Annotated in this window: 17 protein-coding genes; 8 read left to right on the plus strand and 9 right to left on the minus strand. The window is 70.6% G+C overall.

All coding sequences use genetic code 11. From position 1 onward, the window contains the following. Positions 1–72 precede the first annotated feature (72 nt). Both ACYVOM_RS00665 and ACYVOM_RS00670 read right to left on the minus strand, forming a co-directional pair. The gene (locus ACYVOM_RS00665) at positions 73–975 is read right to left on the minus strand and encodes an SDR family oxidoreductase (protein ID WP_460301193.1); all 903 of its coding nucleotides are present in this window, start codon (positions 973–975) and stop codon (positions 73–75) included. Positions 976–1,016: 41 nt separating this feature from the next. Further along, positions 1,017–1,787, minus strand: coding sequence for an SDR family oxidoreductase (locus ACYVOM_RS00670; protein ID WP_460301194.1), 771 nt, complete (start codon positions 1,785–1,787; stop codon positions 1,017–1,019). Between the two features lie 106 nt (positions 1,788–1,893). Between ACYVOM_RS00670 and ACYVOM_RS00675 the strand changes: the two genes are divergently transcribed. The 6 genes from ACYVOM_RS00675 (at position 1,894) to ACYVOM_RS00700 (ending at position 8,452) form a co-directional block, all read left to right on the plus strand. Then, entirely contained in the window at positions 1,894–2,640 is a 747-nt protein-coding gene (locus ACYVOM_RS00675; protein WP_460301195.1) for an enoyl-CoA hydratase family protein, read from the plus strand. Further along, entirely contained in the window at positions 2,640–3,491 is an 852-nt protein-coding gene (locus ACYVOM_RS00680) for a CoA transferase subunit A (RefSeq protein WP_460301196.1), read from the plus strand. The genes ACYVOM_RS00675 and ACYVOM_RS00680 overlap by 1 nt, the downstream gene beginning before the upstream one ends. A 17-nt stretch (positions 3,492–3,508) precedes the next feature. After that, a complete protein-coding gene (locus ACYVOM_RS00685; protein ID WP_460301197.1) occupies positions 3,509–4,264 on the plus strand; it encodes a CoA-transferase subunit beta in 756 nt (251 codons plus the stop codon). Further along, positions 4,261–5,304, plus strand: a complete 1,044-nt coding sequence (locus ACYVOM_RS00690; RefSeq protein ID WP_460301198.1) for an NAD(P)H-dependent flavin oxidoreductase — start codon at positions 4,261–4,263, stop codon at positions 5,302–5,304. The genes ACYVOM_RS00685 and ACYVOM_RS00690 overlap by 4 nt, the downstream gene beginning before the upstream one ends. A gap of 244 nt (positions 5,305–5,548) precedes the next feature. After that, the gene (locus ACYVOM_RS00695) at positions 5,549–7,993 is read left to right on the plus strand and encodes a lamin tail domain-containing protein (protein WP_460301199.1); all 2,445 of its coding nucleotides are present in this window, start codon (positions 5,549–5,551) and stop codon (positions 7,991–7,993) included. A gap of 72 nt (positions 7,994–8,065) precedes the next feature. Then, positions 8,066–8,452 (plus strand): VOC family protein, encoded by a 387-nt coding sequence (locus tag ACYVOM_RS00700; protein ID WP_460301200.1) that lies wholly within the window; start codon positions 8,066–8,068, stop codon positions 8,450–8,452. A gap of 34 nt (positions 8,453–8,486) precedes the next feature. Here the strand turns inward: ACYVOM_RS00700 and ACYVOM_RS00705 are convergent, their stop codons facing one another. The 7 genes from ACYVOM_RS00705 to ACYVOM_RS00735 all read right to left on the minus strand — a co-directional run bounded on the left by ACYVOM_RS00705 (position 8,487) and on the right by ACYVOM_RS00735 (position 15,830). Further along, positions 8,487–9,161: a helix-turn-helix transcriptional regulator gene (locus ACYVOM_RS00705; protein ID WP_460301201.1), complete on the minus strand. Its 675-nt coding sequence runs from the start codon at positions 9,159–9,161 to the stop codon at positions 8,487–8,489. 10 nt (positions 9,162–9,171) lie between these two features. Beyond that, complete coding sequence (locus ACYVOM_RS00710) at positions 9,172–10,236, minus strand: sulfotransferase family protein (RefSeq protein WP_460301202.1); 1,065 nt, start codon at positions 10,234–10,236, stop codon at positions 9,172–9,174. A gap of 106 nt (positions 10,237–10,342) precedes the next feature. Beyond that, positions 10,343–11,338 carry a LacI family DNA-binding transcriptional regulator gene (locus ACYVOM_RS00715; protein WP_460301203.1) on the minus strand — a complete coding sequence of 332 codons (996 nt, stop codon included), beginning with the start codon at positions 11,336–11,338 and terminating at the stop codon, positions 10,343–10,345. Further along, the gene (locus tag ACYVOM_RS00720) at positions 11,335–12,714 is read right to left on the minus strand and encodes a GH1 family beta-glucosidase (RefSeq protein ID WP_460301204.1); all 1,380 of its coding nucleotides are present in this window, start codon (positions 12,712–12,714) and stop codon (positions 11,335–11,337) included. Before ACYVOM_RS00720 ends, ACYVOM_RS00715 begins: the two co-directional genes overlap by 4 nt. Further along, on the minus strand, positions 12,714–13,547 hold the full coding sequence (locus ACYVOM_RS00725) for a carbohydrate ABC transporter permease (RefSeq protein WP_460301205.1): 834 nt from the start codon (positions 13,545–13,547) through the stop codon (positions 12,714–12,716). Before ACYVOM_RS00725 ends, ACYVOM_RS00720 begins: the two co-directional genes overlap by 1 nt. Next, positions 13,544–14,449 (minus strand): carbohydrate ABC transporter permease, encoded by a 906-nt coding sequence (locus ACYVOM_RS00730; protein ID WP_460301206.1) that lies wholly within the window; start codon positions 14,447–14,449, stop codon positions 13,544–13,546. The genes ACYVOM_RS00725 and ACYVOM_RS00730 overlap by 4 nt, the downstream gene beginning before the upstream one ends. Before the next feature lie 85 nt (positions 14,450–14,534). Continuing rightward, entirely contained in the window at positions 14,535–15,830 is a 1,296-nt protein-coding gene (locus ACYVOM_RS00735) for an ABC transporter substrate-binding protein (RefSeq protein WP_460301207.1), read from the minus strand. Positions 15,831–16,022: 192 nt separating this feature from the next. On the opposite strand from ACYVOM_RS00735, the gene ACYVOM_RS00740 reads away from it, so the two are divergent. Both ACYVOM_RS00740 and ACYVOM_RS00745 read left to right on the plus strand, forming a co-directional pair. Beyond that, on the plus strand, positions 16,023–16,181 hold the full coding sequence (locus tag ACYVOM_RS00740; protein WP_460301208.1) for a hypothetical protein: 159 nt from the start codon (positions 16,023–16,025) through the stop codon (positions 16,179–16,181). A 47-nt stretch (positions 16,182–16,228) separates the two neighbouring features. Further along, positions 16,229–17,272: a thiolase C-terminal domain-containing protein gene (locus tag ACYVOM_RS00745; protein ID WP_460301209.1), complete on the plus strand. Its 1,044-nt coding sequence runs from the start codon at positions 16,229–16,231 to the stop codon at positions 17,270–17,272. Positions 17,273–17,313: the final 41 nt, after the last annotated feature.

Consider the following 17,313-nt stretch of genomic DNA (forward strand, 5'->3'; position numbering starts at 1 on the left):
CCGACGATCGACAGGCTCACCGCGCAGAGCGATGAGTTGCTGCGCACGCTGCACGCGCGCCTTGAGGAGGCCTCAGCCTGCGCCGTAGACGGCTTCGGGCATGGCGGCCTCGGCGAGGAGCCCGTCGACGGCCGCGCCGACCTCGGCGGGCTCCCAGCGGGCGCCGCGGTCGAGCCGGGGGCCGTGCCGCCAGCCGTCGGCGACGCCGATCATGCCGCCCTCGACCTCGAAGACCCGCCCCGAGACGTGCGCTGACGCGGCGCTGCCGAGCCAGACGACGAGCGGCGAGACATTTCCGGGGTGCATGGCGTCGAAGCCGCTGTCGGGCTTGGCCATCATGTCGACGAACACGTCCTCGGTCATCCGGGTGCGCGCGGCGGGGGCGATGGCGTTGACGGTGACGCCGTAGCGGGCCATCTCGGAGGCGGCGATGAGGGTCAGGGTGGCGATGCCGCCCTTGGCCGCGCCGTAGTTGCCCTGCCCGACGGAGCCGAGAAGTCCGGCCCCGGAGGAGGTGTTGATGACGCGCGCGTCGGGCTGCCTGCCCGCCTTGGATTCCTCACGCCAGTAGGCTCCGGCATGCCTGAGCGGGGCGAAGTGGCCCTTGAGGTGGACGCGGACGACGTCGTCCCATTCGGTCTCGCTCATCGAGACCAGCATCCTGTCGCGGACGAATCCGGCGTTGTTCACCAGGACGTCGAGGCCGCCGAAGGTCTCCACGGCGGTGCGGATCAGCCCCGCGGCGCCGTCCCAGCTCGCGATGTCGTCGCCGTTGGCGACGGCCTCGCCGCCGAGGTCCTTGATCTCGGCCACGACCGCTTCGGCGACGTCGCTGGCGCGCCCGCCGCCGGCGAGGGTGGTGCCGAGGTCGTTGACGACGACCTTGGCGCCCTGCCGCGCGAACTCCAGGGCGTGTTCGCGGCCGATCCCGCGTCCGGCCCCGGTGACGATGACGACCCGGCCTTCACAGAGCATGGGTGCGCTCTCCTTCGTACTCGATGCTGGTGCTGGTGCTGTCAGGACCCGGCGTTCTGGACGAGGTGCTGCCAGGCGGCCTGTTCGCCGCCGCCGTCGAGCGTCAGGGTGCTTCCCGTGACGTGCGGGGCGGAGGCGAGGTAAAGACAGGCGGCGGCGACGTCGGCGGGAGTGGCGAGGCGTCCGGCGGGCACGGTGGCCCGGATGGCGCGCAGGACCTCTTCGCCGCCGTAGTGCTCGGCCTGGTCGTCGCCGCTCTCGGCGAGCCCGACGACGACGGTGTTGACGCGCACCTTGGGCGCCCACTCGGCGGCGAGGCACGCGGCGAGGTGGTGCAGCCCCGCCTTGGCCGCCCCGTACGCCGACGTGCCCGGCGACGGCCTGGTCCCGCTGACGCTGCCGACCATGACGATCGCGCCTTCGTCCATCAGGGGGTGGGCGGCCTGCGCGACGTACAGGGGCCCGAGGAGGTTGAGTTCGATGACGCGCTGGAGAAGGCGGGGCGGCGCCTCCGCGACGGGTGCGTAGGGCCCGCCTCCCGCGTTGTTCACCACGACGTCCAGCCGCCCGTACTCGGCGCGGATGTCCTCCATGAGCCTCGCGACGTCTTCGGGGTCGCGTACGTCGCACGGAAGGAAGTGCCCGGGGGCTTTCTCGCCCTCGACCCTCCCGGCGGCTTTGCGGGCGCAGACGACGACGCGTGCTCCGGCCTCCTGGAAGGCCCGCGCGATGCCCGCGCCGAGCCCCCGCGTACCCCCGGTGACCAGCGCCACCCGGCCCGTGTAGTCGTGGACAAGCGTGCCGACGCTCAACTGACCCTCCTCGTTCGCCGCGTGCTACGGTACCAAGCAAGCGTTAGGTAAAACAGAGTGCCCCGCCCCGGCGCCCTGCCGGCGGCCCGTACCGCAGAGGATGTGCATGGGGATCACGCAAGCGACGCCCGCGCCCGGGGTGGCCGAGGTCGTCATGGACGCGCCGCCGGTGAACGCGCTGACCGTCAAGGGCTGGTACGAGCTGGCCGACGCGATCACCGCCGCCGGGCGGGACCCGCAGATCAGCGCGGTGGTCCTGCGCGCCGAAGGCCGCGGCTTCAACGCGGGCGTGGACATCAAGGAGATGCAGCGCACCGAGGGCTTCGAGGCGCTGCTGGGCGCCAACCGCGGCTGCTACGCCGCGTTCGCCGCGGTCTACGAGTGCGAGGTGCCGGTCATCGCCGCCGTGCACGGCTTCTGCCTCGGCGGCGGCATCGGCCTCGTCGGCAACGCCGACGTCATCGTCGCCTCCGACGATGCCACCTTCGGCCTTCCCGAGGTCAACCAGGGCGCGCTCGGCGCGGCCACCCACCTGGCCCGCCTCGTGCCGCAGCATCTGATGCGCGCGATGGTCTACACGGCCCGCACCGCGACCGCCCAGCAGCTGCACGCCTTCGGCTCGGTGCACACCGTGGTGCCGCGCGAGGCGCTGCGCGACGCCGCGCTGGAGATCGCCGGGCAGATCGCCGAGAAGGACCCGTTCGTCATCCGGCGGGCCAAGGAGTCGCTGAACGGCATCGACCCGGTGGACGTCAAGCGGTCCTACCGGTTCGAGCAGGGCTTCACCTTCGAACTGAACCTCGCCGGCGCGGGCGACAAGCACCGCGACGCCTTCGTCTCCCGGGAGCGCTGATGGGACGGCAGATGACGGTCGAGGAGATCGTCGGCTCGGTGGAGAGCGGGATGACCCTCGGCATCGGCGGCTGGGGTTCGCGCCGCAAGCCCATGGCTCTGATCCGAGCCTTGTGCAACTCCCCAGTGCGCGACCTTACGGTCATCTCCTACGGCGGCGCGGACGTCGGCCTCCTCTGCGCGGCCGGGAAGATCCGCAAGCTGGTCGCCCCGTTCGTCACGCTCGACTCGATCGCGCTGGAGCCGCACTTCAGGCAGGCCCGCCAGAGCGGCTCCATAGAGTTCGAGGAGTATGACGAGGGCATGTTCATGTTCGGCCTGTACGCCGCGGCGCACGGGCTGCCCTTCCTGCCCACCCCCGCGGGCCTCGGCTCGGACGTCCTGGCGACCAACCCCGGGCTCAAGACGGTGGCCGACCCCTACGGCGGCCAGGAGCTCATCGCCGTGCCCGCCCTGAAGATGGACGTCTCCTTCGTCCACCTCCAGCGGGCCGACTCCCGGGGCAACGCCCTGTACCTCGGCGGCGACCCCTACTTCGACGATCTGTACGCCAAGGCCGCCGACCGCGCGTACGTGAGCTGCGAGAAGCTCGTCGACACCGCCGACCTGCTCAAGGAGGGGCCCGTCCAGGCGCTCCTGGTGAGCCGGGCGCAGGTCGAGGGCGTCGTGGAGACGCCGAACGGGTCGCACTTCACCACCGGCGACGACGACCGCCGCGACGAGGCGTTCCAGCGCCACTACGTCGAGGCCGCCGGGTCGCCGGAGGGCTGGGCGGCGTTCCGCGCCCGCTTCCTCGACGGCGACGAGGCCGCCTACCAGGCCGCCGTCCGCGCCTGGCGTGAAGAGCAGTGACGGGAGAGGAGAGGGCGATGAGCGAAGCGACCTTGTCGGAGACGAGCGCGGCGACCCGCGCCGAAGTGTGCGCGGCGGCCTGCGCCGACCTGTTCCGCGGCGACGGCGAGATCGTGGCAGCGGCGGTCGCGGGCATGACCCCGGCGCTCGGCGCGCGCCTGGCGCGCGCCACGTTCGAGCCGGGGCTGCTCACCACCGACGGCGGCCCCTACCTGACGGCCGAGCCGGTGCCGCTGGGCGCGCCCGCGGGCGACGTCGAGGGCTGGCTGCCGTTCCGCGAGCACCTGTGGCTGGTGCTGAACGGGCGGCGGCACGTGTGGCTCGGCCCGTCCCAGATGGACCGTTTCGGCAACTGCAACATCAGCCACATCGGCCCGCACGACCGGCCGAAGTCGCAGCTCCTCGGCTCGCGCGGCGCGCCCGGCAACACCCGGCTGAACCCGACGAGCTTCTGGGTGCCGCGCCACTCCACCCGCGTCTTCGTGGACAAGGTGGACTATGTCTCCGGTGTCGGGAACGACCGGGGCGCGTTCCGGCTCCGCGGGGTGGTGACGAACCTGGCGGTCTTGGACTTCGCGACCCCCGACGGCTCGCTGCGGCTGCGCTCGGTCCACCCGGGCGTGACCGTGGACGACGTGGTGGCCGCGACCGGCTTCGCGCTGGCGATCCCCGACGACGTCCCCGAGACCCGCACGCCGACGGTCGAGGAGCTCCGCCTCATGCGCGAGGTCCTCGACCCCAAGGGCATCCGGGAGCGGGAGGTCAAGGCTTGAAGACCGCGCTGACGGAACTCACCGGCATCAAGTACCCGATCGTGCAGACCGGCATGGGGTACGTCGCCGGAGCGCGCTTGGCCGCCGCCACCTCGGCGGCCGGAGGGCTCGGCATCATCGCGGCCTCCACGCTGAACCTGGAGGAGACCGCCAAGGCGATCCACACCGTCAAGGAGCGCACGGACGCGCCGTTCGGCGTGAACATCCGCTCCGACGCCGACGACGCGGCCGAGCGGGTCAAGCTGATGATCCACGAAGGGGTGAAGGTCGCGTCGTTCGCGCTGGCCCCGTCCCAGAAGCTCATCGGCACGCTGAAGGACGCGGGCGTCGTCGTCATCCCCTCGATCGGGGCGCGGCGGCACGCCGAGAAGGTCGCGGCGTGGGGCGCGGACGCGGTCATCGTGCAGGGCGGCGAGGGCGGCGGCCACACAGGGCCCGTCCCGACCACGGTGCTGCTGCCCGATGTCGTCGACGCGGTGGACATCCCGGTCATCGCGGCGGGCGGCTTCTTCGACGGGCGCGGCCTGGTCGCCGCCCTGTCGTACGGCGCGGCCGGGGTCGCGATGGGCACAAGGTTCCTGCTCACCTCCGACTCGCCCGTCGCGCAGGAGGTCAAGGACGTCTACCTCGGCAAGGGCGTGCGCGACACCGTCGTCACGACGCGGGTCGACGGGATGCCGCACCGGGTGCTGAGCTCCGATCTGGTCGCCCGGCTGGAGTCGGCAGGGCCCGTCACCGGGCTGCTGCGCGCGGTCGCCAACGCCGCGCGCTTCAAGCGCCTGTCGGGTCTGTCGTGGGCGGCGATGATCCGCGAGGGGCAGCGGATGAAGCACGGCAGGGAGCTGACCTGGGCGCAGGTGCTCATGGCCGCCAACACGCCGATGCTGCTCAAGGCGGCGATGGTCGACGGCCGCGCGGACCTCGGCGTGATGGCGTCCGGCCAGGTCGTCGGGCTCATCGACGACCTGCCGTCGTGCGCGGAGCTCATCGACAGGGTGATGAAGGAGGCCGGGGACGTCCTCGGCAGGCTGCCGCGCTGACCTCGGCGAACACTGGACCCGGCGGTTCGGAGAACAGTACGGTGTCGCTCTCCGAACTTCCGGGCATCTCCGGGTGAATTCCCGTGGCCAGGCGTACATGAGGTGACACGAGTTGTGGAAACCTCCTAATGAGAGATCACTCTCGCCGGACATCTCGGGCGAATAGCCACTGTTGCCCAAGGCTGGGGCGAAGCATTCTGGCGCGGGAGATCTCCCCCGCCTCCGATGCCCCCAAGGAGATTCCGTGGCAACCCCTCACGCGACGTCCCACAGGACGTCCCGTTTCGGCTGGCTGCTCGCGACCGCGAGCCTGCCCGTCGCCCTGGCGTTCGCGCCCCCCGCGCAGGCCGCGTCCGCGGACCTGCTCATCGCCGAGGTGTACGGCGGCGGAGGCAACTCCGGCTCGGTCCTGAAGAGCGACTTCATCGAACTCGCGAACAAGGGGACCGCGCCGTTCGACCTCACCGGCTACAGCCTCCAGTACGCGCCCGCGAGCCCGAGCGCCAGCACCCAGTGGCAGGTCACGCCCCTCAGCGGGAGCGTCGCCGCGGGCAAGCGCTTCCTCGTCAAGGAGGCCGACGGCGGCTCGGCCACCGCCGTGGCGCTGCCCGCCCCCGACGTGACGGGGACCATCCCGATGGCGGCCGGCAGCGGCGTCGTCGCGCTGGTCCAGGGCACCGCGCCGCTCACCTGCAAGACCCTCATCGACTGCGCCGCGGTCACCACCATCAAGGACCTCGTCGGCTACGGCACGGCAGTCATACGTGAAACGTCGGCGACGGGCACGCTCGCGAACAACGCCTCGGCCGGCCGCAGGGAAGGGCTGCCCGACACCGACGACAACTCGGCCGATTTCCTCGTCCAACTCCCGAACCCGACCAACGCGGCGGGCCAGATGCTCCAGGTGACGCCCGGCGGCGGCACCGAGGAGCCCCCCACCGAGCCGGGCGACAAGCGCATCCACGACGTGCAGGGCGCCGGACGCGTCTCGCCCGTCAAGGACCAGAAGGTCACCGGCGTGCCCGGCGTGGTCACCGCCGTCACCTCCGACGGGTTCTGGATCCAGGACACCGCGCCCGACTCCGACCCCGCGACCAGCGAGGGCGTGTTCGTCTACACGGGGAACTACGCGCCTTCAGTGGCCGTCGGCGACGCCGTACTGGTGACCGGAGTGGTCAAGGAGTACTACCCGACCACCTCCGCCAACCAGACGCTCACCGAGGTGACCGCCCCGGTCTACACCCGCGTCTCTTCCGGCAACCCCGTGCCCGCGGCCGCTCCGGTCGAGATGCCGGAGGAGTACAGCGTCGACGGGTACCTCGACGACCTCGCCGTCGATCCTTCGGCCACCGCCCTCGACTGGCTGGAGGCGCACGAGGGCATGGTCGTGTCCGTCACCGACGTGCCCGTCGTCTCGGCCACCGCCCACAACGAGATCTGGGTGCAGACCCGCGCCGACCAGAACCCGTCCCCGCGCGGCGGCACCGTCTACACCGGCTACGACGACCCCAACAGCGGCCGCATCCAGCTCCACGCGATCGGCGTCGCGCCCTCCGTCGACGTCGGCGACACCCTCACCGGCACCTCCTCGGGCCCGCTGCACTACCAGAACTACGGCGGCTACTCGATCCACGCGTCGGTCTTCGGCGCCGAGCAGGACGGCGGCGTCCAGCGCCAGGTCGTCGAGCCGCTCCCGGCCGGGAGCAAGGAGATCGGCATCGCCACCTACAACGTCGAGAACCTCTCGGCGAAGGACGGGGCCGCCAAGTTCGCGCAGCTCGCCGAAGGAATCGTTGGGAACCTCGGCTCGCCCGACATCGTCGCCCTGGAGGAGATCCAGGACAACAGCGGCACCGCGGGCGGAACCGACGACATGACCGTCGCCGCCGACGAGACCCTCCAGAAGTTCACCGCGGCGATCCAGGCCGCGGGCGGCCCCGCCTACGAGTGGCGCCAGATCGACCCCGTCGCGCACAAGGACGGCGGCGCGGAGGGCGGCAACATCCGCCAGGTGTTCCTGTTCAACCCGGCGCGCGGCGTCGAGTTCGTCGACAGGGCCGGCGGCGACTCCACGACGGCGGTCTCGGTCGTCGAGGGCAAGGGCAACAAGGTCTCGCTGTCGGTCTCCCCCGGCCGCATCGACCCGACCAGCGACGCGTGGGAGGACAGCCGCAAGCCGCTCGTCGGCGAGTTCACGTTCGGCAACCGGCAGATCTTCGTCGTCGCCAACCACTTCAACAGCAAGGGCGGCGACCAGCCGCTGCACGGCCGCACCCAGCCGCCCGTGCGCTCCTCGGAGGTGCAGCGCCTCAAGCAGGCCGCCGAGGTCAACGCCTTCGTCGGCGACCTGGACCGGCTCAGCAAGGGCAAGGCCGAGGTCGTCGTGCTCGGCGACATCAACGACTACCAGTTCTCGCCCGTCATGGACGCCCTCACCGGCGGCGGCGAGGCGCTGCAGCCGCTGATCGACACGCTGCCGGAGAACGAGCGCTACAGCTACATCTACGACGGCAACTCCCAGGTGCTCGACCACATCCTGGTCAGCCCGTCGATCCGCAGCTTCCGCTACGGCGTCGTCCACATCAACGTCGAGTTCGCCGAGAAGGCCAGCGACCACGACCCGCAGCTCGTCCGCATCCCGCAGGGCGGCAAGCCCGGCAACAACGGCCTGCCGTACCGGGTGAAGTAGCCCACGCGGCGGCCGGGCGACACGTCTGATTCCTTCAAGACGGGCGCCCGGCCGCCGCCTAGCGTGGGCGGTATGAAAGCTCACCTCGATCTCATCGGCCTCGTCGTCGCCGACATGGCGGCGTCGCTGGCCTTCTACCGGCGGCTCGGGCTCGACCTTCCGGCCGAGGCCGACGCCGCGCCGCACGTCGAGGCGGTCCTGCCGGGCGGGCTGCGGCTCGCCTGGGACACCGTCGAGACGATCAGGGGCTTCGCCCCGGAGTGGACGGCCCCGCAGGGCTCGCCTCGGGTGAGCCTCGCGTTCGCGTTCGACTCGCCCGCCGAGGTCGACGCCGCCTACCGGGAGCTGGAGGCGGCGGGCCACCACGGCAAGGAGCCTTGGGACGCGCCCTGGGGCCAGCGGTACGCGATCGTCCATGATCCGGATGGCAACGGCGTCGACCTCTTCAGCCCGCTCTAGCGTCAGCCCGCTCCAGCGTCAGCCCGCTCCAGCGTCAGCCGGCTCTTGGCGGACGGAAGGCCGACGGGGGAAGGCCGGTCATCTGCTTGGCCTCGCGCGCGAGGTGGGCCTGATCGGCGTAGCCGCACCGCGCGGCGGCCTCGGCGGGCGGCGACCCGGCGCGCAGGAGGCCGAGCGCGCCGCTGAGGCGGCGGATGCGCGCCAGCGTCTTCGGGCCGTAGCCGAAGGAGGCGAGGGCGCGTCGGTGCAACTGGCGCTCGCTCAGCCCCAGCCGGTCGGCGAGTGCGGCGACGGGCGCGAGCGGACCGGCGAACAGCTCGGCGGCGACGGGGTCCGGCGCGGCCCCGGCCAGCCGTTGGGCGGCGAGCGAAGCCAGCACCCTTCCGGGCGCGGGCGCCTCGGCGAGGCGTTCGGCCCAACGCCGCGCCTCGCCTTCTCCCCACAGGTCCGCGAGGGGGACGACCCGGTCCGTCAGCGCCGAGGCGGGCAGCCCGAGGACGGCGGGTCCCGCGCCGTGTGTGAACCGCAGCCCCGTGACGGGCCCGCCCCCTTCCGGCACGAGCCGGAAGCGGGTGTCCGGACCGGCGACGGCCAGGGCGTCACCGGTCCACAGCAGGTCGAGGCAGCCGTCCGGCAGCACACGATGGGGCCCGGGGAGTCCGTTGCGCCACAGGACTCCCCCGGGCGCCGCGCGCTCCCGGTACTCCACCCTCCCAGTGTCAGCCCTCCGCGTCGTCCAGGTGAAGGCGGGAGGCCGCGGGGCGGCGGTAGGTGAACTTGCGCTTGAGCTCGACGGCCTGGCGCTTGCGGATCTCGCCGGAGCGGCGGCTGCGGATCTTGCGGAGCTTGCGCAGCTTCTCGGCGTCCGGGGCCGCGCCGAGGGGGGCGGCGAGGTCGTAGCCGTGCTTGGTCAGGATCGGGCCGGCGACGTGGTCGATGAACGCGAGGTCCTCGGCCGTCAGCTCCTTCTCCCAGGTGCGCATCGCGTCGGTGTTGACGGGCTTGGCGACCTCGGTGAAGGGCGTTCCGGTGGGGATGTCCTTCGCCTCGTGGTGGTGCAGCATCGCGTCGGTGCCCGCGGGGTCGAGCCCGAGGAAGGCGACGAGCTGCGCGACGACGACCTCGGGGGACGTCACCAGGTCCTCGTAGTAGATGTTCATGTACTGGTCCGGGCCGAGGCGGCGGCGCCAGGTGTCGGCGGACTCGATCGAGCGGGTCCACATGTCGGTGGCCGACGGCAGGCCGCCCCAGCTCCAGCCGATCCGCTTCATCGAGGAGATCGCGCCGCGCGGGTCGCGGATGATGTTGACGAACTGGGCGTTGGGGAACAGCCCGTAGACCGCGCTCATGTTGGTGATGTAGGACGGGCGCTTGTCGCCCCAGCGCGGCTTGCCCTGCTTCTCGGCCGACGCGGCGAAGGCGGCGGCCATCAGGGAGCCGATGGTGGGCGGTGCGGCGGCGAGGGCGTCCGACAGCTCGTCCTCGGTCAGCGAGAGCCTGGCGTAGCGGGTCTTGGGGGTGTCCACGATCCACTGGGCGACCGCGCGGCGCTCGGCCTCCACGGTCAGGTCACCGAAGGCGTCGCGGCGACGCCAGGCCGGGACCACGAAGTACGTCTCGTGGGGGATGGCCAGCTCGGGGTGGCTGTTCAGCATGCTGCGCAGAAGGGTGGTGCCGGACCTCGGGCACCCCCCGACGAAAACGGGCCGCCGCGCCTCGCTCACGTGTCCGGACACCTGAGCTTGACCGAAGGTTGCACGAGAGGCGGAGGATTCTTGGAACATGTCAGGCGAGGATAGGCGTAAATTCGGGCAAACCCAAGAAGATCCTGATGAAGTTTTGCTAAAAGGGAAAGTCCATATGTCAAGTAGGGATTGTCCATAAACCGCCTCAGCTGGACTCCCGCACCACAAGGTAGGTGTCCAGGATCACGACATGGGACGAGATCTCCTTGCCCTGGATCCGCGCGAGGAGCAACTCCGCCATCGCCCGGCCCATCTCCTCCACAGGTTGGTGCACCGACGTCAGCGGAGGCGCCGTGAAGCGCGCGGACGCCGAGTCGTCGAACCCGACCACCGCCACGTCCTCGGGCACCGACCGGCCCGACAGGCGCAGCTCGCGCATCGCGCCGATCGCCATCGGGTCGGAGGCCGCGTAGACCGCATCGAGGTCCGGCACGCGTGCGAGGAGGTCGCGCATGGCCGCCGCGCCGCCCTCCTCGGAGAAGTCCCCATAGGCGACATGGCCTTCGCCGCCCAGCGCCTCGCGGTAGCCCGCGAGACGGTCCACGCCCACGCCCATGTCCTGAGGTCCGGCGATGGTGACGATCCGGGACCTTCCGCGGCCGAGGAGGTGCTCCACCGCGAGCCGGGCGCCGCCGGTGTTGTCGGCGTCCACGTACGACCCCGAGGAGTCGCCCGGGGCCGTGCCGGCCCGGACCGTCGGCAGGCCGTGCTCCTCCAGCCTGCGCGGCAGCGGGTCGTCGCCGTGCAGTGAGAGCAGCAGCGCGCCGTCGACGTGCTGGCCCGTCAGGTAGCGGGTGAGCCGTTCGCGGTCGGCCTCGGACTGGGACATCGCCAGCAGGAGCTGGAACCCGGTCTCGGCGAGGCCGCCGCTGATGCCGCGGATGATCCCGGCGAAGAACGGCTCCCCCCAGATCCGCTCCTCCGACTCCGACACCACGAGGGCGACGGTGTCGGTCCGGCGGGTGACGAGGGTCCTGGCGGCCGGGTTGGGCACGTAGCCCAGTTCCTCGATCGCCTTCAGGACCGCCTCACGAGCCTGTGGGCTGACCTTGGGAGAGCCGTTGACCACCCTGGAGACGGTGCCGCGCCCGACGCCGGCGCGCGCGGCCACCGCCTCCAGGGTGGGACGCTGGTTGTTCACGACAGACCATTGTGCCGGGCCACCCGGCCGTACCAGTGCGCGCTCGACTTCGGAATACGGACCTGAGTGTCGTAATCGACATAAACCATGCCAAAACGCTTGCCGTAACCCCAGCCCCACTCGAAGTTGTCGAGGAAGGACCACGCGAAGTAGCCCTTCAGCGGGACCCCGTCGGCGATCGCGTCGTGGCAGGCCGCGAGGTGCGCCTCGATGTACTCCAGCCGCTCGCCGTCATCGACCGTTCCATCGACGACCTCGTCGACGTAGGCGGCGCCGTTCTCCGTGATGTACAGCGGGACCGACGGGTACTCCTTGGCCACGCGGGTGAGGATCTCGTGGAGCCCGCCCGGGTCCACCTCCCACCCCATGTCGGTCACCGGACGGCCCGCGCTGACGAACGCGACGTTCTCGGCGCCCGGCCACGGCGAGGCCGAGGCGAACGGCGACGTGGCCACCATGCCCGCGGCGTCGGGGTCGGCCGACACCGTGTGCCGCGAGTAGTAGTTGATCCCGAGGAAGTCGACCTTGCCCCCGATCAGGTCGAGGTCACCGGGCTGGACGGCGTCGGCGAACCCGAAGGGCGCGAGGTCCTCGACCACGTCCTGCGGGTAGGAGCCGCGCAGGAGCGCGTCCAGGAAGAAGCGGTTCTGCAGGCCGTCGATCCGGCGGGCCGCGTCGGCGTCGGCCTCGGAGTCCGAGGCCGGGGACACCGCGTACAGGTTCGGCGCGGCGCCCACAAGGCAGTCGTTGCCCTTGAGCAGCGGAGCGGAGAGCCCGTGCGCGAGCAGCAGGTGATGCGCCGCCCGCACCGCCTTGGCCGAGGAGCGGATGCCCGGGGCGTGGTCGCCCGAGCCGTAGCCGAGGAAGGCCGCGCACCAGGGCTCGTTCACCGTCATCCAGTGCTTCACCCGGTCCGACAGCGCCTCGTGCGCGATCTGCGCGTACTCGGCGAAGCGGTAGGCGGTGTCGCGCTCGGGCCAGCCGCCCGCGTCCTCGATCTCCTGGGGAAGATCCCAGTGGTAGAGCGTCGCGTAGGGGGTGATCCCCTGCTCCAGCAGTGCGTCGACGAGCCGCTTGTAGAAGTCCAGGCCGGCGCCGTTCACCCCGCGGCCGCCGGGCTGGATCCGCGGCCACGACAGGGAGAAGCGGTAGGCGTTCAGCCCGAGCGACCCCATGAGCGCCACGTCGTCGGCGTAGCGGTGGTAGTGGTCGACCGCGACGTCGCCGCTCTCCCCGTTCATGACCTTGCCGGGCGTGTGCGCGAACGTGTCCCAGATGGACGCGCCGCGGCCGTCGGCCGTCACGGAGCCCTCGATCTGGTACGCCGCGGTAGCCGCGCCCCAGGCGAAGCCTTCAGGGAACCCCCGAGTAGCCATTACTTGACGGCTCCTTCCATGATGCCGCCGACGATCTGGCGGCCGAACGCGATGAAGATGACGATCAGCGGGAGCGTCGCCAGGGCGGTGCCGGTGAAGACCAGCGTGTAGTCCTGGAAGTGCGCTCCGTTGAGGTTGGACAGCGACAGCTGCACCGTCGGGTTGGACTGGGTGAGCACGGCCATCGGCCAGATGAACTCGTTCCAGGTCTGCATGAAGGTGAGCAGGCCGAGGACCGCGATGGCCGGGCGCAGCGCCGGAAGCACGATGCTCCAGTAGATCCGCAGGGTCGAGCAGCCGTCGACGCGCGCGGCCTCGATCAGCTCGTCCGGGATCGCCTGCTCGGCGTACTGGCGCATGAAGAAGACGCCGAACGCGTTGACCAGGAAGGGCAGGATGACGGCCTGCAACTGGTCGGTCCAGCCGAGCTTCACCATCATGATGTAGAGCGGGATGATGCCCATCTGCTGGAGCGGCACCGCCATCGTCAGCAGGACGGTGACGAGCAGCCCGTCGCGGCCCTTGAACCGCAGCTTCGCGAACGCGAAGCCGGCGAGGGTGCTGAGCACGACCACCGAGACCGTCACCGTGGTGGCGATGATCGCGGAGTTGGTGAGGCCGAGGACGAAGTTGGCGTCCCGCATGTCCCACAGGCGCTCGAGGTTCTCGCCCAGGTTGCCGCCCGGCAGCAGCGGCGGCGGCACCTGGCCGACGACGTCGTTGCCCCGGGTGGCGATGATGAACATCCAGTAGATCGGGAACGCCGAGAGGATCAGCGCGAAGGCGAGCGCGATCCGCGTGAGCACCGTCGCCTTGGGGAGGTTGTCTTTCACTTGGTGCCCCCGATCCGGCGGGTGAACGTGAAGCTGATGAGGGAGACCAGGACGATGAGCAGGAACAGCATCCAGGCCACCGCCGAGGCGTAGCCGTATTCACGCTCGCGGAACGCCATCTCGTACATGTACATGGCGATCGTCTGGAACTGACCCAGCGAGCCGCCGCCGACGTCGCCCTGCGCGAACATGACGGGCTCGGTGAACAGCGACAGTCCGCCGATCGTCGAGGTCAGCGTCGTGAAGATGATCGCGGGCTTGAGCATCGGGATCGTGATCTGCCAGAACTGCCTGCGCGAGGAGGCTCCGTCGATCGACGCGGCCTCATAGAGGTCGCGCGGAATGGCCTGCATCGCGGCCAGGTAGATGAGCGCGTTGTAGCCGGCCCAGCGCCAGTCGACCATCACCGAAATGGCGGTCCACGACGACCACTTCTCGGCCTTCCAGTCGAGGCCCTCCGTGCCGAGGAGCCAGTTGAAGGCACCGTAGTCACGGGCGAAGAGCTGGCCGAAGACCACCGCCACGGCGACGATCGAGGTCACCATCGGGACGAGGACGCCGAGCCGGTACAGCAACCGGAACCGCATCCGCTTGTTCAGCGCGTTGGCCAGCATGAGGGCCAGGAGGAGCTGGGGGATCGTCGCCATGACGAACATGCCCAGCGTGTTGATCACCGAGTTCCAGAAGTCGGCGTCGCCGATCAGCTCGGTGTAGTTCTCGAACCCGATCCACTCCCGGTCTCCGGCGAGTTCCCAGTCGTGCAGCGACACCCAGACGGTGAAGCCGAGCGGGAAGAGCCCGAAGATGGAGAAGAGGATGAAGTACGGGGAGACCAGGAAATACGGTGCGGCCTTCAGGTCGAACCAGGTGGTGACCCGGGCCAGGGGCCGGTTCTGCGTCATCGGCATGCCTTTCGCGGACATGAGAAACGGCGCCGCCCTTCATCGAGGGGAGTGGGGCGACGCCGTCTCTCAGGGGCCGGGAGTGTTACTCAGACTTCTTCCGGCCGTCCTCGATCGCCTTGGTCCAGCCGTCGGCAGGCGAGACCTGCCCCTGGCCGATGGCGATCAGGATGTCCTCGAAGACGGTCCGGACCGAGACGTTCTCGACACCGAGCTGGACCGGCTGGAGGTTGCTGGCGCCCGCGGCGAAGATCTGGCCGACGGGGGCGTCGTTGAAGTAGTCGTTCTTGGCGTCGGCGACCTGCGGGTCCTTGAGGGCCTCAGGAGAGGTCGGCAGCGCGTTGACGGCCTTGAACGCGGTGATCTGCGACTCGGGGCTGGTCAGGAACTTGGCCAGCTCAGCGGCCTCCTTCGGGTGCTCGGACTGCTTGGGCACCGCGAGGTAGGAGCCGCCCCAGTTGCCGCCGCCGCCGGGAACCGAAGCGACGTCCCACTTGTCGGCGTAGGCGTCGCCGGAGTTCTCCTTGATGACGCCGAGCATCCAGGCCGGGCAGGCCATGGTCGCGAAGGAGTCCTTCTTGAAGCCGGTCTGCCACTCGGGGGTGAACGCCTTCAGGCCCGCGGACAGGTCCTTGAGGCCGTTCACGGTGTCGAACGCGGTCCTGACGGCCGGGTTCTTGTCCGCGACGTAGGCGTTCGCGTTGTCGAAGTAGGTGTAGTTGCCGTTCTTCGGCGCCTCCTGCGACAGGATCGCGTTGTACAGCGCGGCCGGGCCGTCGACGAACTTGGTGCCTTCGACCTTGCCCTGGAACTTCTCACCGGTCGACTTGTAGTCGGCCCAGGACGGCCAGAGCTTGCTGACCTCGTCGCGCTCGGTCGGCAGGCCGGCCTTCTCGAACAGGTCGGTGCGGTAGCACATCGCGAGGCCGCCGACGTCGGTGCCGAGCGCCATCAGGCTCTTGCCGTCGAGGCTCTTGCCGAGGTCGTACTTCCACTTGATGAACTTCGACTCCAGCTCGGCGCCGCCGTAGGAGTTGAAGTCGATGAACTTGTCGGCCTGGCCGCGGAGGCTGGTGAGGATGCCCTCCTCCAGCGCCACGACGTCGCCCGCGCCGCTGCCGGTCTCCAGGTACTGCAGGAGCTTGGGCACGTAGACCTTCTCGTGCTCCTTCTCGTTGCGGTGCTCGATCTTGATGCCGGGGTGCGCGGCCTCGTACTGCGTGAACAGCTCGTCGTAGCCGAAGGCGCCGAAGGTGTCGACGGTCAGCGTGATGTCGCCGCCGGAGGCCGAGTCGTCGTCCGACCCGCCGCAGGCGGTGCCGGCGACCAGGACGCCCGCGAGCACCGCGGCGAACGCGGCGGATTTACGGCTGAACTTCATGGGGGTGTTCCTCCCGGGGTGGGGATGAGGGGTGGTGGTCTGTGGGAGCGCTCCCACGCATCTCAGCCCCACATCACCCGTGGCGTCAAGTGTCCGATATGTAAACGTTACTTTTCGTTTCATCGCAGGGCCGACGGTTATTCACCCAAGCAAGCGCTTGCCCCAAGAACCTTTTCGCGTTAGCGTGCTGGCATGCCCTCGGGACTGTTCTTCCAGGTGATCGCGAAGCTCTCCCGGACCCGGGCCCGCCGCCCGCGGTGGATGGATCGCGCCCCTTCCGCCGCGGGCGGCGTCAGTTCCACCGCGGACGCACGCCGCGTCTCCGCTTTCGCGTCCGGCCGGCTCCCGTGACCGCGCGCCAGTCCTTTTCGGACAGGGCTGCGGTGACCGGAATCGGCATGTCAGAAATTACCCGCAGTTCGGGAGTGACTCCGCTCGCGCTCGCGCTCACCGCCTCCCGGGCCGCCCTCGCCGACGCCGGGATCGACCGCCCCGACGCGATCTTGAGCTACCACCTCGGCGACTCCGCGCCGGTCCTGTACGTGGCCCGTGAGCTGGGGATCTCCGAGATCGGCTGGCACAACGAGCTTTACGGCGGAGGCACCCAGTGCGCCTCGATCCTCGGCGACGCCGCGCAGCTCGTCGCGTCCGGGATCGCGAGGTCGGTGCTGGTCTACCGGGCGCTCAACGGGCGGTCGGGCAAGCGGATGAACAACCTCGGCCTGAAACTGGGCGAGGGCGCCGAAGAGCAGTTCACGCACCCCTACGGAATGGCCGGCCCGGTCCACCAGTTCGCGCTCGCCGCCCAGCGGTATCTGCACGAAAGAGGGCTGACCGAAAACCATCTGTCCGCGGTCGTCCGGCGCTCGCGCGCGAACGCGCTGGGCAATTCCCGGGCGCTGGTCCGCAAGGACTTCAGCCACGCCGACTACCTCGCGGAGCCGGTGATCGCCTCACCGCTGCGGCGCGCGGACTGCTGCCAGGAGACCGACGCGGCGTGCGCGCTCGTGGTCTCCGCGCCGCGTCCCGGCGCCCCGCTGATCCGCGCCGTCGTGCGCGGCGGCGGCCCCGGCTGCTCGACGATGGACCGCGCCGAGGACGTCACCCGCACCTTCGGCCACTACCTGGCCGGGCCGCTGTACGAGGCGGCCGGCATGAAGCCGTCCGACATCGGCGTGGGACTGCTCTACGACGCCTACAGCTGGCTCGTGCCGCGCCAGCTGGAGGACTTCGGCCTCCTCGCCCGCGAGGACCTCGCCGACGGCCTGGAGGACGCCCTGGACCGCGTCAACCCGCACGGCGGCCTCCTGTCGGAGGGGTACGTGCACGGGCTCAACAACACCGCGGAGGCGGTGCGGCAGGTGCGCGCAGGCGCGGGCCCCGCCCTGGTGACGGGCTTCGGCGGCTCCTACGGCTCGGCCGCGATCCTCGTCCCGGGCTGACCGCCCGCGGACTCAGCCTGCGGGCTCGGCATGCGGAGACT

This window comes from Actinocorallia aurea, assembly GCF_054783995.1.